Source organism: Buttiauxella brennerae ATCC 51605, assembly GCF_001654925.1.
Classification (GTDB): domain Bacteria; phylum Pseudomonadota; class Gammaproteobacteria; order Enterobacterales; family Enterobacteriaceae; genus Buttiauxella; species Buttiauxella brennerae.
In genome coordinates, this window is sequence record NZ_LXER01000006.1 from 499,003 (window position 1) to 514,395 (window position 15,393).

Sequence of the window (15,393 nt, forward strand, 5' to 3'; positions counted from 1 at the left end):
AATTCATTCATTTGAGTGATATTTCGAAGCTGATAGAGTGTCATAGTTGGATTGTTACTGCTACGGCAGGCAAAACCTGATTTTCTGGCCTGTGCCGGGAGTCAGGTTTTTTTGTTTCTGGGGTACGAATGAAGATCGCCAAGATACTCAATAACAATGTAGTGGTGATTCTGGACGAACAAGGACGTGAACAAGTGGTGATGGGGCGTGGTCTGGGCTTCCAGAAACAGCCCGGTGAGCTGCTTGAAAAGGAGAAAGTCGAGAAGGTTTTTGCTCTGCAAAGCGATGAACTGGTGGCACGTTTAGGCGAGCTTTTAAGCCAAATTCCGCTGGAAGTGATGACCACCTGCGACCGCATTATCGAGCTTTCGCACCAGCGTTTAGGGAAGCTGCAAGACAGCCTCTACATTACGCTGACAGACCACTGCCATTTTGCCATTGAGCGGCAAAAGAAAGGCATAGCGATTCGCAACGTGCTGTTGTGGGAAATTAAGCGTCTATATCCCAAAGAGTTTTTGTTAGGCCAGGAAGCTCGGGCAATCATTGAAAAACGACTTGATGTGCAATTGGCGGAAGATGAAGCCGGTTTTATCGCGCTGCATCTGGTGACGGCACAGTTGAACAGTGAAATGCCGGAAGTGATGCACGTGACCCGTGTGATGCAGGAAATTTTGCACATCGTGAAGTATCAACTGCGGGTCGAGTATGACGAAGACAGCCTCAGTTATCAGCGTTTCGTCACGCACCTGAAATTCTTCGCACAACGGATGCTGAGCCGCAACGTTGTCGCAGATGATGATGCAACGCTTCATGACGCAGTGAAAGATAATTACCCTCACGCGTGGCGCTGTGCTGAAAAGATCAGCGCGCATCTGGTCACTGAATACCAGCGTGAGTTAACGACAGAAGAAATTATGTTCCTCGCTATTCATATTGAGCGAGTGCGTAAAGAGAGCCGCAAGGCTTAAGAAGCGTGCGTCGAAAGGCGTACGATTAAATACTTAAAATAATTCGAGTTTCAGCCAGGCGGCAAGAAAACGCAGCCAACAGCCCTGAAATTTGAAATATGCAGGGTATAAGGATTGTTACTGCTTCGGCAGGCAAAACCTGAGCACTGGTCCCTAAACGGGACTCCAGTCTCAGGTTTTTTTTTGATTTTTACTCAGACACACATGCCTGAAAGGTGAAAGGAAACAATTATGGGATATCAAGAGGTTGCAAGAGATATTCTGACCCATGTTGGTGGGCAAGAGAATATTTCAAGCCTGGTCCACTGTGCCACGCGGTTGCGCTTTAAATTAAAAGACCAGAAACAAGCTAATGCCGAAGCGCTCAAAAAAAATCCCGGCGTGATTATGGTGGTGGAAAGTGGCGGCCAGTTCCAGGTGGTGATTGGCAACCATGTTCATGATGTGTACAACGAAGTTTGTGCACAAGCGGGCATCAAGGATGACAGCGTCCAACAGCCGCAAGAGACCGGTGAGAAGGTGAACCTGTTTAATCGGCTTATCGATATTGTTTCTTCTATTTTCACACCGTTCATCGGCGTTATGGCGGCCTCCGGGATACTTAAAGGCTTACTGGCGATGGCGGTCGTTTTCGACTGGCTTAGCACCGACAGCGGGACGTATAAGCTCTGGTTTGCCGCAAGCGATTCACTGTTTTACTTCTTCCCGTTGGTGCTTGGGTTTACCGCCGGGAAAAAATTTGGTGGCAACCCGTTTGTGACCATGGCGATTGGTGGTGCATTAACGCACCCGGTAGTGATGCAGGCGCTGGATGCCACCAGCCAGGCAGGGGCGGCGACCGAGCATTTCCTCGGCATTCCTATCACCTTCATCAACTACAGCTCATCAGTGATCCCGATTGTCTTTGCCGCATGGGCAAGCTGCTGGATAGAAAAACAGAGCAACAAAGTGCTGCCATCTGCGGTGCGTAACTTCTTTACGCCGCTGTTTTGCCTCGCCATAACCGTGCCACTGACATTCCTGCTCATTGGCCCGGCAGCGACCTGGCTTAGCCAGATGCTGGCGTATGGTTACCAGGCAATCTACGTTTTTGCACCGTGGCTTGCCGGGGCGGTGATGGGTGCCATCTGGCAGGTGTGCGTTATCTTCGGCCTGCACTGGGGCATGGTGCCGCTGATGATCAACAACCTTTCCGTCTTTGGACACGACACACTGTTACCGCTGCTGCTTCCGGCGATTATGGGGCAGGTCGGCGCGTGTCTTGGCGTATTCCTGCGTACTCGTGATACCCGTATGAAAATGCTGGCGGGTTCTGCGGCGAGTGCTGGGATCTTTGGTATTACTGAACCTGCGGTTTATGGCGTCACTTTGCCTCATCGCCGCCCGTTTATTTTCGGTTGTATTGCCGGAGCAGTGGGTGGCGCGATTGTTGGCTTTAGCCACAGTAACGTTTATTCATTTGGTTTCGCGAACATTTTTACCATCGCGCAAATGATTCCACCGGGTGGAATTGATGCGAGCGTATGGGGTGCGGTTATCGGGATGTTTGTCGCACTGGTCTTATCCTGTGTGCTGACCTGCATCGCAGGCCTGCCGCGCAGTGAAACAGACGTGCCAGTTGTTGCTCAGGCAAGCGAAAACGACATTCTTGCACCGATGAGCGGAACGGTTCTGGAGATGAATCAGGTACCGGACTCCACCTTTGCCAGCGGTTTGCTCGGTGGCGGTGCGGCGATTATTCCTCTTACCGGCAAGGTTATCGCACCGTTTTCGGGGGAAGTGGCTTCGCTCTTCGAGACGCGCCATGCCATTGGTTTGCTTAGTGATAGTGGCATAGAAATGTTGATTCATATCGGTATCGATACGGTAAAACTGAATGGTCAGCACTTCACCTCCCATGTGAAAGTGGGTGACAAAATTAAGCCTGGCGATCTGCTGATTGAGTTCGACCGCCAGGCGATTCTGGATGCGGGATATGATCTGGCAACGCCGGTGATTATCAGTAACAGCGACGAATACACTGCTGTTACGCGTATGACAAATAGCCATTCGATTGATTCGGGCATGCCGTTCCTGACGGTCACCCGCTAAACAAAGGAGAAGTAGATGAAAGCATTTCCTAAGACGTTTTTGTGGGGCGGCGCGATTGCCGCAAATCAGGTAGAAGGCGCATGGCAGGAAGACGGGAAGGGGGTTTCAACGTCCGACGTTCAACCGCATGGCGTATTTGGTGATGTTGCCGAACGCAAGCCAGGAGATTTTGGCATTAAAGATGTCGCCATTGATTTCTACCACCGCTATCCAGAAGATATCGCGCTATTTGCAGAAATGGGCTTTAGCTGCCTGCGAGTCTCTATTGCCTGGACGCGTATTTTCCCGCAAGGGGACGAAACTCAGCCAAATGAAGCGGGCCTTGCGTATTACGACCGTCTGTTTGATGAACTGGCAAAACATAACATCACGCCAATGGTGACGCTGTCTCACTACGAAATGCCGTGGGGCCTGGTGAGAAATTATGGCGGCTGGGGCAGCCGTGAAGTCATCACATTCTTTGAGCGCTACGCCCGCACAGTGTTCACCCGTTACCAAAACAAAGTGAAACTGTGGCTGACGTTTAACGAAATCAACATGTCACTGCATGCGCCGATGACCGGCGTGGGTCTGCGTGAGAGCAGCAGCAAAGCAGAAATTTACCAGGCGATTCACCATCAACTGGTTGCCAGTGCGCTGGCGGTGAAAGCCTGCCATGAAATCATTCCCGATGCGCGCATTGGTAACATGCTGCTTGGTGGTCTGGTGTACCCGCTGAGCTGTAAGCCAGAAGACGTGCTGGAAACCATGCAGGAAAACCGTAACTGGTTGTTCTTTGGTGATGTGCAGTGCCGTGGCGAGTATCCGGGCTATATGTTGCGTTACTTCCGCGATAACGGCATTAAGCTTGAGATCTCGGACAGCGATCGCGAAGCGCTGAAAACCACCATCGACTTTATCTCGTTCAGCTATTACATGACGGGCTGTGTCACCTCCGATGAAGAACTGAATCAGAAAGCGCGTGGCAATATTTTGAATATGGTGCCAAACCCGCATCTGCCGAGTTCCGAGTGGGGCTGGCAAATCGACCCAGTTGGTCTGCGTATTTTGCTCAACAAGCTGTGGGACCGTTATCAAAAACCACTGTTTATTGTTGAAAACGGCCTCGGTGCTAAAGACAAACTCGAAGCCGATGGCACAGTGCATGATGACTATCGCATCAGCTATCTCAACGACCATTTAGTGCAAGTGCGTGAAGCAATTGAAGACGGCGTTGAAGTGCTGGGTTACACCTGCTGGGGGCCAATTGACCTGGTGAGTGCGTCAAAAGCTGAGTTGTCTAAACGCTATGGCTTTATTTATGTCGACCGCGATGACCAGGGCAACGGCACGCTTGAGCGCCGCCGTAAGAAAAGTTTCAACTGGTATAAAGAAGTGATTGCCAGTAATGGTGAGAGTTTGAAGTCATCGTTTAAGTGATTTACAGCCTCACCCCGGCCCTCTGGGAGAGGGCCGGGGTGAGGGCCATTCTACCCCACAAGTCGCTTGATAAACCCACGTACCCACATCAGCGCCGCATCACTGTTATGGCGCTGATGCCACAACAATGCCACTTCTAACGGCTCCATTTCGAGTGGAACTGGGCTGCTGCGTAAACCCCATGTTTGCTGCCAGTTCTCACAAAGCCCCTGCGGCACAGTCGCAAGCGAAGGCATCTTGCTTAACAAACCTGGCAATGCGGAAAAATGCGGCGTGGTGTAACTAATCTCACGTTTCATGCCCTGGCGTGCTAACAGCGTGTCGATATGGCTGCTGCTGGCCTCACGGTAGCTCACCATGACATGTTGTTGCGCGGCATATGTTTGCGCAGACAGTGGGGTGTCCAGCTGTAGTTGCGATGGGTGCCAGAGCGTAACAAACTCCATTGGTGTCAGAAGCTCACGCTCCATCCAGCGTGCAGACTGGTTTGCCACGCTGATGGCCATATCCAGCTCACCCCCTTCCAGGCGCTGTGCGTCAGTGAAAGGATCACTTGCGACCACGTTCAGGCGCACGCCTGGCGCTTGCTCGCGTAATGCAGGCACCAGTTGCGGCATCAACCACATTTCTACCCAGTCGGTCATGCCGATAGTTACGGTCGCTTTTGCGCAGGCGGGGTCGAACTGAGCTTGCTGAAACAGCGCACTTTGCAATTGTTCTAGCAATGGCATCAGTTCAGTGTGCAACTCCGTTGCACGAGCCGTGGGCTGCATGCGATGGCCGCTGCGAATAAAGAGTGGGTCGTCAAACATTTCACGCAGGCGAGCGAGCGAACCGCTTACTGCGGGCTGGCCAAGATGCAGCTTATCTGCCGCCATCGAAACGCTCTGTTCGCGAAATAACACCGCAAAAGCAATCAACAAGTTGAGGTCGATTTTGCGGAAATCACTTTCTTTGATAGTCATTATGTCTCCAATCAATTGGAGTGATAATAAAGCTTCACCAATACTGTCCGCAAGTTCAACTGACTTGATGAGGGCAAAATGAAAGCGATGGCGGCATTTTTAGCTTTGTTGACGGGAAGATCAGGGGGATTGGGTGGCGGTTAATGACAGTATGAAGGCAGGGGTAAAGTAAAGGGTGCCACTATTTTGGCACCCGTTGTCATTAGAAAATCATCTTAAACACGCCAGTTACGACCAGTAAGCCAATAATAAAGATAATCAAAACTGCCCATAGAATAATTTTCATCAATGCTTCCTGTTTTATGGCTAGTGTTTAAAGAGTATAGGCAAGGATGAGAGGAAGCGGGGGAGTTGCCTCCCCGATTGCAGAAACTCAGATAAATTGAAGGTAGCTAGATTAGGGGTTTACGTGCCGCCAGCAGGAAAATCATTGGGCGTTCTTTTTCTTCATCAAGCGCCGGATTTTGCGCGATTTGTTGCGCGTCAGGGCCCCATTCATCAAGTTTTTCGATAACAAAACCGCGAGCGATCAACGTATTTATCCAGCTCGAAAGTTTGCGGTGTTGCTTCTTCACGCCGTCGGCAAACCAGTTACTGATGCGCTCGCCCTCTTGTTGATAATGGTTCACAGGCCAGGATTTTTGCCCGGTCTGGTCAGCCAGCCAACCCTGTTGCATTGGTGCGGTATAAATCGGATGTTCTGCTGAAAACACCAGCATGCCACCGGGCACCAGCGCCTGATGAAGCGTTGCGAACAGCGCGTCTATATTTTCCAGATAATGCAGGGCAAGTGAGCTGTAAAACAGATCGACACTTTGTGGCTCAAGCTGCAATTGTTCGAGATCTTCACGGCGATAAACAATACCTTCGCCAGTTGTCATCTCCTGCGCCTTCTCCAGCATTTTTACCGAGACATCCAGCCCCAGTACTTTTGCGGCACCCTGGCCGCGTGCGTAACGGCAAAACCAGCCGTAACCGCAACCTAAGTCGACCACCGATTTGCCCTGCAATTCAGGCAACAGTGTTTGCATTGCTGCCCATTCAGGTGCGCCATCCAATCCTTTAATCGAGCGGTCGAGTGTGGCGTAACCTTCAAAAAAAGCCGGGTTGTCGTAGATGTTTTGTGTCATTGCAACTCCTGTTCGCAAAGCCGTAATTGGCAGGAGAAGTCTAGTGAAGTTATCAACGAGGGGAAAGGGCTTCCCCTCGCTAACGGTTGCAGCTTGACGTGTCAGAACCAAATTTCCGTCTGTACGCCGAAGTTCCAGTTGCCGCCTGCGGTGAAACCACTACTGCCGAAATCATCGTTGATGGCGTAATGGTCTAGCTCTTTTGACCAGTTCATCCAGGTGGCGAAGAAACGAATTTCCGGGCGTGCTTTGATATCGAATACATTGCCGACTTTAAATGTTGGCGCAAAGGTCAGTTTATAGAAGTCACCTTTTACCGCCTGATAATTATAGATTGTGCCGTCTGAGGTATAGCTTCGGCCATTCGGATCTAAATCCATATATTGCCAGGAGGCCTCATAAAGCAGGGCAAAGTTTTGCGTAATAGCCTGGGAAGCTCGTAGGTTAAAGGTCGCCCAGTCGTAACGATCGCCATCGCGATAGCGATCCTCACTATGCTGGGCAATAACCGATGGAGCCAGTTCCCAGTTTTTACTCACCGGTACGATGCCGTAAGAGGCAAAGCGTAAGGATTTAGCATTCTCGGTTAAATCCCCGTCGCTACCAGGCTGGCGTGCTTCTGCACCCAAGCCACCGCCATATTGTAGTGCTGTCTCAGAAACACCCGGGGCCAGGCCATAGAACCGGGATTTATCATGGTAGGCCAGCATCGCGTAATAACCATTTTTGGCGGTATTATCGCTGCGCAAAGCGTAGCTTCCGGTGGTTGAGGTGTTGTCTTTTAAGTCATCATTTCCTTGTGCGGTCATGCCAGTTAACATCAACTGCCAGTTGTTGTAGAAGTTATTGGCAGTAAACATCAGGTTTTGAATATCATTGTCGTTGTAATTATCGCTGCCGAGGTCGCCAAAATTACGGCCATAAACGTTAAAGTCAGATTTGAAATTATTTGTCCATCGGACATCGTTTATTCCTCCGCCCGTACCACCAAGGAACATAATGTCACTGTCCGTAAAGTGAATATCGAAGTTATCCTGGTCAAAGCGCTTCCCTGCCCATAATGTTGCGTGCTCTGCTACGCCACCAAAGCTCGCTAAATCCCCCATTTCGACATAAAGCTGGCGAATATTGATATGGTGGCTGTCATTATCCTGAACCCATGGGTCTGGGTTATTAGCTCCATCGGCTAGCATGGTTTTGAAATGTGCCCATGAACCGTCATCAAAACTCATTTTCTTATTGAAACTTAATTCGACGTAATTATCTTTTTCATTGCCAAGACGACCGACATGCGCATCACCATTTAATGAACTGGCAGGTGAAACACCTGGCCCACCGCGACCGCCTTTCCCATGCTCATTAATCAGCAGCCCTGAACGGGCGTAAGCGGAAAACTCAAAGCCATCATCACGTTTATTTTTTTCCACCGTTTCGATTTGTTGTGTTTGTTTTTCTTGTTTCTTCGTTACCTGCGCAAGCTGTTGTTCGGCGGCGATGGTGCGCTTTTCTGCTTTGTCAGCCCGAAGCTTTGCTTGACTTGCTTCTTGTTCTGCCTGATTTAATCTCGACTCCAGCAATGCCAATCTTTCTTCTATTGATAAAGTGGTTGAAGCCTGAGCCGAGGAGTAATAGCCCAGTCCAAAAAGTGCGCAGAGAACCCCTGCGCTAATCTTTGTGATACGCATTAATTAATTCCTTGTGAAAATCAGATTTATTTTTTAATTAAAATTCCAGATTACACAGCACGGCTCTTATTCAAATTAAATACTGGGTCGGAAGTGTTGGCGTTGATACCAGAATCTAAGTCGGCGCGTATTTTTTCATATTGGTCATCGAGACGGTAAAACTTACCAATCCAGAACATCGACACGATGATTAATGCTGCAGGGATATAGAGATAACAGGCTTTAATGGCGAACAATGCATCAACGCTTTGTACGTGGTTGGCAACATAACCGTTGGCGGAAAGCATAATACCGGTAATAGCCCCTGCACCAGCCATCGCCACTTTGCCAAGGAAACCGTTAATAGAGGTTAATATTCCTGCAGTATTAATCCCGGTTTTCCATACACCATAATCGACCGGATCGGCCTGCATAGAGAAGTAAATAGCGGTACGTTGCCCTGCACCCAACGATAAAATAACCGCTCCGACAACTAGCCCAATGACATTAACACCGGCAAAAATCATCACTGCCATACCAATTAAATTGATGGTGGAAGCGACCAAATAGACGTGGCGTTTTTTCATCCGCTTTGCCAGAAGTGGGACAGTGAGCGTGCCTAATAGCGGAACGAAGGTAGAGATCCCGGCAATCAATGCAGTTAATTCAGTGTTCCCAACGTAGTAATTAAAGAAGTACACCAGTGCGCCAGTCTGGAAGAAAAATGCACCCCACATCAGGAAAATATTCACCGCAAAAACAAACCATGGCGGGTTATTACGCAGGCTAGTCCAGGCGCGTTTTAATGTCATCGGCTCAGCATTAATATTAATTTTCTCTTCGACATTTCGAAAACTAATCAGCAAAAAGAAGGTAGCAACCACGCCAAAGACCATCGCGGTATATAAAAAACCATGCTCCTGATTACCCTGACCGAGTGTTTTGACGAGCGGTAATGTGGCGACGGCAACAATTGTTGAGCCAAGTGAACCCAGTAGAATACGCACTGTAGAAAGGGTGGTGCGCTCTTTCGACTCACTGGTCAAGAAAGGCAGCATCGCACAAAATGGAATATTGACGATGGTATAAAGAAACGACAAACATAAGTATGTGACAAAGGCGTAAATGAGTCGGCCCGTGGTGCCAAAGTCCGGAACGTAGAACGCCAGAACACACAATAAACCGAATGGTACTGCCCCTATCAGCAAGTACGGTCGGCAACGGCCCCAGCGAGTACTTGTATTATCAATTACCAGCCCCATCAATACATCTGCCACACCATCAACCAAGCGGGCCACCAGGAACATAAGGCCAACGTAATAGGCCGGTAGACCCATAACATCAGTATAAAAGTACATCAGGTACAATGAGATCATTTGCCATACGAGGTTGCAGGATAAGTCTGCAATACCGTAGCCGAAGCGTTGCCGCCATAGAGTTGAGGTAGACATAAGTAGGTTCTCGACGTTGTTGTTTTACAGTAGGTACTTTCTAATGAACCACGAAGGAGTACAGCTCCATGCGTGGCAATAGCTGTTGATGAGCTTGCTGCCATAAGGTGAAAAATCAGGCTGCTGGGGGTCGAAAAGCTCCCAGAAGGTATCGGCCCCGTATTCCACCATGGCACCCCAGTAACGTTTAATCTCCCGAGTCGCTTGCTCAATCTCATTCACATGCAACAGCGCCGCGACGTAATGATGCATCATGTACGGGGTATTCATCTGAATTTCTGGTGGGTGGCTTTTGATGCGAGCTAAGAGCTGTTGCTGGCTTTCTAATGTGCCGACATCCGCCAGCACCAGCCAGACTTGCGAGGCGCAGGATATTTGCCGGGAATCGCCACTGGTGAAAAAGCCGCTTTGTGGGTCCCAAAGTTTGCGCAAGGCCGCAGCTTTAAGGCGTGAAATTTGATGCTCAAGAAAATCGCTTTTCGTCGGGTCATATTGGCGAGCAATCAGTAACGCTTTATTCAGGCAATAAATGAGCACACCCTGGGATGCTGCCTGCTTGTTGAGATCCTGATGCCAGTCGATAAAAGACCACCAATCATTGCTGTCGCGCACAATCCCATTTTCTGCAACTCGTTCAAGGGCAAGTTCAATTTGCCGCCATGCAACGGGCCAAAGTTCGGCCAGGGTTTCGCTGTCATCGGTAACTGCCACGTACTCTTGCAGCACATCGACAAAAAACAGTGCGTAATCGAACAGGAAAGTGTCGTCAGCAATCACCTGCGGTTTAACAAATATGTTGGCCGATACCATACCGTCTTCGCGCGTCATGGCGGCAAACAGATAAAGGCAGCGCTTTACCAAATCGTAATTTTTGACGGTGACATCATTCACCAATGCCTGGAGGCGCAAATCTCCTAGCCACAGACGGCGGTCACGTTTTGGGCCATCTTCAAACACGTCGTGCATGCAGTTTTTCAATGTGTGCACTGCAACGTCATCAATCCGCTTAAGCTGAGGGTCAGAAGTTGTGCAGGGCGGGAGGTCTGCAAGCGATGCGGAGGTCACAGTATCCAGTTTTAATGCGGTGAAACGTAGCTGGAATTTGCGTGACAGCGCCACGATGTTAATGCGTAAATATCGACAGCAATAGCGGCGAGGAAGGCGTGTACGCTGCGGCAGTTCATCCAAATAGCAATCTTGTTGCTGCAGCCAACTACTGCTCAGCCATCCACTGTATTCTGAGAAGGGTTCGACCACTTCCGCGAGCGTTTCACCAAAGATAAATTGCAGATGCGCAGGTGCATCTGGTGGGCTACCTACGGCCTCGCAAGCAAACTCCAGAAAGCCGACGCAGTGCTGGCCAAAATCAATGATGACATGCTCGCCCTGGAAAAAATCTTGCTGGAAGAACTTCTCCGAAGTGTTCACTACCTCTGCACGCCAACCGTGTATTTGCTGGCCATCTTGCTCAGCACGGACTATCGCCTGTGGGAAAATATCATGATGATAGATCTCAGGAATAAGAGCCTGTGCTTTTGCCTGAATTTGTGGGTGGCGAACCATCTTCAGGTGTCCATTTTGTTGTAATGCCTGTGACATACCGAGTCCTTAATGATGAAGCAATGACTTGAGTTTATGGTGGGAGTCTTTCTGCCAGCTATTCTCAGGTTGCCAGTAATTGTTAGCGGATGGCATTTTCAGTGGGGTGCCGATGCGGCCGATCACAAATTGTAAAATCGAGATCGTTATTTGGGCTGGAGTGTTTTATTTTGCCGACAGGTATAGACAGGTTGGTTTGAAGTGAGCGTTACGATGAATAAGCTTGAAGTCAGTAAGTATTTCCCCAATGAACAAACAAAGCTTTCGCTTTACCGCAGCGATCCGGAAGATAACAACTGCGAGCATAGCCACAGCTTTCAGGAACTGGTCATTGTTGAAGAAGGGCATGGTCTGCATGTGATTAACGGTAAGCCTATTTTTATCCAGCAGGGGGATGTCTTTTTTATTAGCGTTAACGATGTTCATTTTTACGACGAACTAGGCACGTTAAAACTTATCAATATTCTAATTAACCCGCAGGTGCAGTTTGTTTATCTAACTCAAATAGAAGTACTATTAAACTGCATTGCAGGAAGTTGTGCGGCAAATTACGGCTGGCTTACTCCTGAAACAAAAATGCTTTGTAAGAGGCTGATTGCTGATATTTTCCGCGATGAGATGTCAACTACAGGAAACCAGGCATTAAAAGAGTCACTGTTTTTTAATTTAGTGACCACGATTCTTTATGCCCAATCCCAGGCAGAGTACAGCAACACTCGTTACAAACTGCATAAATTGCTCAGCCACTTGCAGGAAAATTGTTTTAACGAAATTGACTGGCAACAACTCGCTAACCAGTTTCACCTGACGCAGCGCACTGCATCTCGCCATATCAAAGAAGTGACCGGCCTGACACCCGAAAATTACCTCAAGCGTTTGCGGCTGGTGTCTGCACGGGTAAAACTTAAAGAGACCGATATGACCATCACAGAAGTGGCTTTCTTGTGTGGTTTTGCCAACAGTAATCACTTCACCACTTCGTATAAAAAAGTTTTTGGCGTTACGCCTAGTGCAGAGCGCAAACGTTCGGGAGTTTAGTTTTCATGGTGATATTTGCCATGGTTATTTGTATCTCGCTTATAATAACAATCATAAATCAATTTCAATTTGTTTCGTTTTTTAACCGCTTGTGTATTGCCACTGAAACCTAAAATTTTCTCGTCGGGAGTGCGTAATCTCTACTCTTTCTTTTTCTCTGTGGCTGATTATGACTTCCTCACGTTTCCCTCTGGCAGCATCCGCTATTGCGCTGATGCTGGCTTTATCTGGCTGTGCGCCAATGCATAACGAAGATGCACAACTCACACAAAAAACACCTGCGCAGCAGCTTGAAACCAAACTCCCTCTCGAACTGGCACACGGCTGGCCGGGCAGCGACTGGTGGCGGGGTTATCACGACAGCCAGATAGACAAGCTGGTAGAAACCTCACTTAAAGATTCTCCCGATCTCGCCGTCGTAGAACAGCGTATCAAACTGGCTCAGGCACAGACGCAAATGCAGGAAGCGGGTGATGGCCCGCAACTGGATTTCTCCGCAAATGTAGAGCGCCAGAAAATGTCCCAGGAAGGGCTGATGGGGCCGTTTGCCCTGACTGACCCGGCAGCAGGGACGACAGGCCCGTATTACACCAACGGTAACTTTGGGCTGACGGCCAGCTGGGATCTGGATTTGTGGGGCAAGAATCGTTCCGAAGTAGAAGCCCGTGTGGGTGTCATGAGAGCGAAGCAGGCTGAACTGGCACAAGCAAAACAGGTTATCTCCGCAAACGTGGTGCGTTTGTACTGGGATGTGCAAACTTTGCTGGCGTTGAAAGATGTGAAACAGCAAACGCTCGTGGCGCAGAAAAATATCGTTGATGTGCAACTTGAGTTGTACGGGCAGGGGATTAACTCATCGGTCGATGGCGTTGAAAACAATATTGATTTCGTGAAAACCCAGCAGCAACTGGATGATATTGATGGGCGTATCAATATGGCTAAAGCGCAGCTCGCCGCGATTACGGGTGACGCTCATGCCGCATCAAACATCAAACCTGCGCCGCTCCCACAGGTGAAAAGCAGTGTACCGGACCACATGGGTTATGAACTGTTGGCTCGTCGCCCCGATCTCCAGGAAGCACACTGGTACATCGAGTCTTCACTGAGCAGCGTTGACGCCGCCAAAGCCGCATTTTATCCGGACGTTAATCTGAGTGCCTTCTTGCAAAATGACGCACTGCACTTGAGTGATTTGTTCCGGGGTTCAGCGCAGCAAGTGGGCATCATTGGTGGCTTCACATTGCCTATTTTCGACAGTGGTCGTCTGAATGCCAATCTTGATATTGTGCGTGCACAAAGCAATTTGTCGATTGCCAGTTACAACAAAGCCGTGATTGGTGCGGTTAATGATGTCGAGAAAGCAGCCAGCCAGCTCAATGCGGTTGCTGCGGAAAATGAGCATCAGCTGACTATTTTGAAAGGTACGCAAAAACTGAAAACCCTCGCCACCGCGCGCTATAAAGCGGGCCTGATTTCCGGGGCGAGAATGAGTGCTGCAACACTGCCGGACTTGTCAGAGCAGGCAAAAGCTATCCAGTTGCATGGCAAATGGCTTAACGCGGACGTGCAGTTAGTCTCAGCACTTGGCGGTGGCTACCAGGCCGGAAAAGCGTAACAGCCGCGAATGACTCACCACCTCCTATAATTAGACTCTGGCTAAAAAACAGTCTGGAGGTGGAAATGAGTGCGGCTTACAAAGTGGTCATCGTCACGGCGTCGGATTCGGGTATTGGCAAGAAATGTGCGCTGCTGCTGGCGCAGCAGGGTTACGACGTCGGTATCACCTGGCATTCCGATGAACAGGGCGCGCAAGAAACGGCGCAGCAGGTCAGAGGATTCGGGCGGCGAGCTGAAATCGCCTGGCTTGATTTAGCCAACCTTCCGGATGGTGCTGCGGGCATTGATGAGCTGATAGCCCGTTTCGGGCGTGTTGACGCACTGGTGAATAACGCCGGGGCGATGAGCAAAAACCCTTTCCTTGATGTCACCCTCGAAGAATGGCGCAAACTTTTTACTGTCGATGTGGACGGTGCGTTTTTGTGCTCGCAAAAAGTGGCCCGCGCGATGATTTCGCAAGGTGAGGGTGGGCGAATCGTGAATATCACCTCTGTTCACGAACACACGCCGCTTCCCGATGCCTGCGCGTACACGGCGGCAAAACACGCGTTGGGCGGGTTAACTAAATCAATGGCTATGGAGCTGGTGCACTATAAAATTTTGGTCAATGCCGTGGCGCCCGGAGCCGTCGCCACGCCGATGAACGACATGAAAGAAGGTGACGGCGCGGGGAGCAAGATCCCTGAAATCCCGCTGGGGCGAGCGGGGGATACCGAAGAAATTGCCAGTCTTGTCGCGTGGCTTTGTTCAGAAAGCGCCAGCTACACCACCGGGCAATCGTTTATCGTCGACGGCGGTTTTATGTTTGCCAACCCGCATTTTAAACCGAAAGGTTAATCTTGCTGATTGTTCTCGCGGTGTTTAAACCACAAGCGCACCAGCCACACCACGGCGACCACGCCGAGTAACCAAATCCAATGCTTAATATGTTGGTCCAGGTTATGCAGCCATGGGCCAATCACTTCCCCGCCCACGTAACCCAGGGTAGTGAAAAGCGTTGCCCAAATTAATGCCCCCACAATGTTGAGAGGCAGGAAGATTTTCGGGGGGAGGCGACTGGCTCCGATTAAAATCGGCCCAATCACACGGAAACCGTACATAAAGCGTGAGCCGATCACAAACCAGTAAGGGTGGCGGTTAATCAGCTTCTGAGCCTTAGTGATTTTCTTTTGATGTTTTTTAAAACGCTGCGAAATTGAGCCACCAAAACGCCTGCCAACCAGATACAGCAGTTGATCACCAATCATGCCGCCGAGTGCGACAGACAACACGACCAGCGGGAATTTGAGCAGCCCCTGGTGTGCCACCACGCCACCCAACAGCGTGATTGTTTCCCCTTCCGCCATGCTACCCACAACCAGGGCTGCGTAGCCGTAATGCTCAATCAGATTATTAATATCCACAATGAATGATGTAACTCCTTGTTCTTCTACAACAACAGTATAGCGGTT

General features: G+C 49.6%; 13 protein-coding genes. 6 read left to right on the forward strand and 7 right to left on the reverse strand.

What is annotated here, in order from left to right; all coding sequences use genetic code 11:
• Positions 1-128: 128 nt before the first annotated feature.
• The 3 genes from licT to M975_RS03535 all read left to right on the forward strand — a co-directional run bounded on the left by licT (position 129) and on the right by M975_RS03535 (position 4,478).
• Complete coding sequence (gene licT, locus M975_RS03525) at positions 129-968, forward strand: BglG family transcription antiterminator LicT (protein ID WP_064557338.1); 840 nt, start codon at positions 129-131, stop codon at positions 966-968.
• 231 nt (positions 969-1,199) lie between these two features.
• Positions 1,200-3,059 (forward strand): PTS beta-glucoside transporter subunit IIABC, encoded by a 1,860-nt coding sequence (gene bglF, locus M975_RS03530; RefSeq protein WP_064557340.1) that lies wholly within the window; start codon positions 1,200-1,202, stop codon positions 3,057-3,059.
• Positions 3,060-3,074: 15 nt separating this feature from the next.
• Entirely contained in the window at positions 3,075-4,478 is a 1,404-nt protein-coding gene (locus tag M975_RS03535) for a glycoside hydrolase family 1 protein (RefSeq protein ID WP_064557341.1), read from the forward strand.
• Positions 4,479-4,528: 50 nt separating this feature from the next.
• Here the strand turns inward: M975_RS03535 and M975_RS03540 are convergent, their stop codons facing one another.
• The 6 genes from M975_RS03540 to M975_RS03560 form a co-directional block, all read right to left on the reverse strand.
• On the reverse strand, positions 4,529-5,443 hold the full coding sequence (locus M975_RS03540) for a LysR family transcriptional regulator (RefSeq protein WP_064557343.1): 915 nt from the start codon (positions 5,441-5,443) through the stop codon (positions 4,529-4,531).
• Positions 5,444-5,645: 202 nt separating this feature from the next.
• Entirely contained in the window at positions 5,646-5,729 is an 84-nt protein-coding gene (yohP, locus tag M975_RS23480; RefSeq protein ID WP_072009412.1) for a small membrane protein YohP, read from the reverse strand.
• Positions 5,730-5,835: 106 nt separating this feature from the next.
• Positions 5,836-6,573, reverse strand: coding sequence for a class I SAM-dependent methyltransferase (locus M975_RS03545; protein WP_064557345.1), 738 nt, complete (start codon positions 6,571-6,573; stop codon positions 5,836-5,838).
• Positions 6,574-6,674: 101 nt separating this feature from the next.
• Positions 6,675-8,258, reverse strand: a complete 1,584-nt coding sequence (locus M975_RS03550) for a carbohydrate porin (RefSeq protein ID WP_064557348.1) — start codon at positions 8,256-8,258, stop codon at positions 6,675-6,677.
• Positions 8,259-8,308: 50 nt separating this feature from the next.
• Complete coding sequence (locus M975_RS03555) at positions 8,309-9,688, reverse strand: glycoside-pentoside-hexuronide (GPH):cation symporter (protein WP_064557350.1); 1,380 nt, start codon at positions 9,686-9,688, stop codon at positions 8,309-8,311.
• Between the two features lie 24 nt (positions 9,689-9,712).
• Positions 9,713-11,287, reverse strand: a complete 1,575-nt coding sequence (locus M975_RS03560; RefSeq protein ID WP_064557352.1) for an alpha-L-rhamnosidase-related protein — start codon at positions 11,285-11,287, stop codon at positions 9,713-9,715.
• 213 nt (positions 11,288-11,500) lie between these two features.
• On the opposite strand from M975_RS03560, the gene M975_RS03565 reads away from it, so the two are divergent.
• From M975_RS03565 to M975_RS03575, 3 genes are all read left to right on the forward strand, one after another.
• Positions 11,501-12,325: a helix-turn-helix domain-containing protein gene (locus M975_RS03565; RefSeq protein ID WP_064557353.1), complete on the forward strand. Its 825-nt coding sequence runs from the start codon at positions 11,501-11,503 to the stop codon at positions 12,323-12,325.
• 169 nt (positions 12,326-12,494) lie between these two features.
• Positions 12,495-13,940 carry a multidrug resistance outer membrane protein MdtQ gene (gene mdtQ / locus M975_RS03570; protein WP_064557354.1) on the forward strand — a complete coding sequence of 482 codons (1,446 nt, stop codon included), beginning with the start codon at positions 12,495-12,497 and terminating at the stop codon, positions 13,938-13,940.
• Positions 13,941-14,005: 65 nt separating this feature from the next.
• Entirely contained in the window at positions 14,006-14,779 is a 774-nt protein-coding gene (locus M975_RS03575; RefSeq protein ID WP_064557357.1) for an SDR family oxidoreductase, read from the forward strand.
• Here the strand turns inward: M975_RS03575 and M975_RS03580 are convergent.
• Positions 14,776-15,345 carry a DedA family protein gene (locus M975_RS03580; protein WP_064557359.1) on the reverse strand — a complete coding sequence of 190 codons (570 nt, stop codon included), beginning with the start codon at positions 15,343-15,345 and terminating at the stop codon, positions 14,776-14,778. The genes M975_RS03575 and M975_RS03580 overlap by 4 nt on opposite strands.
• Between the last annotated feature and the right edge of the window lie 48 nt (positions 15,346-15,393).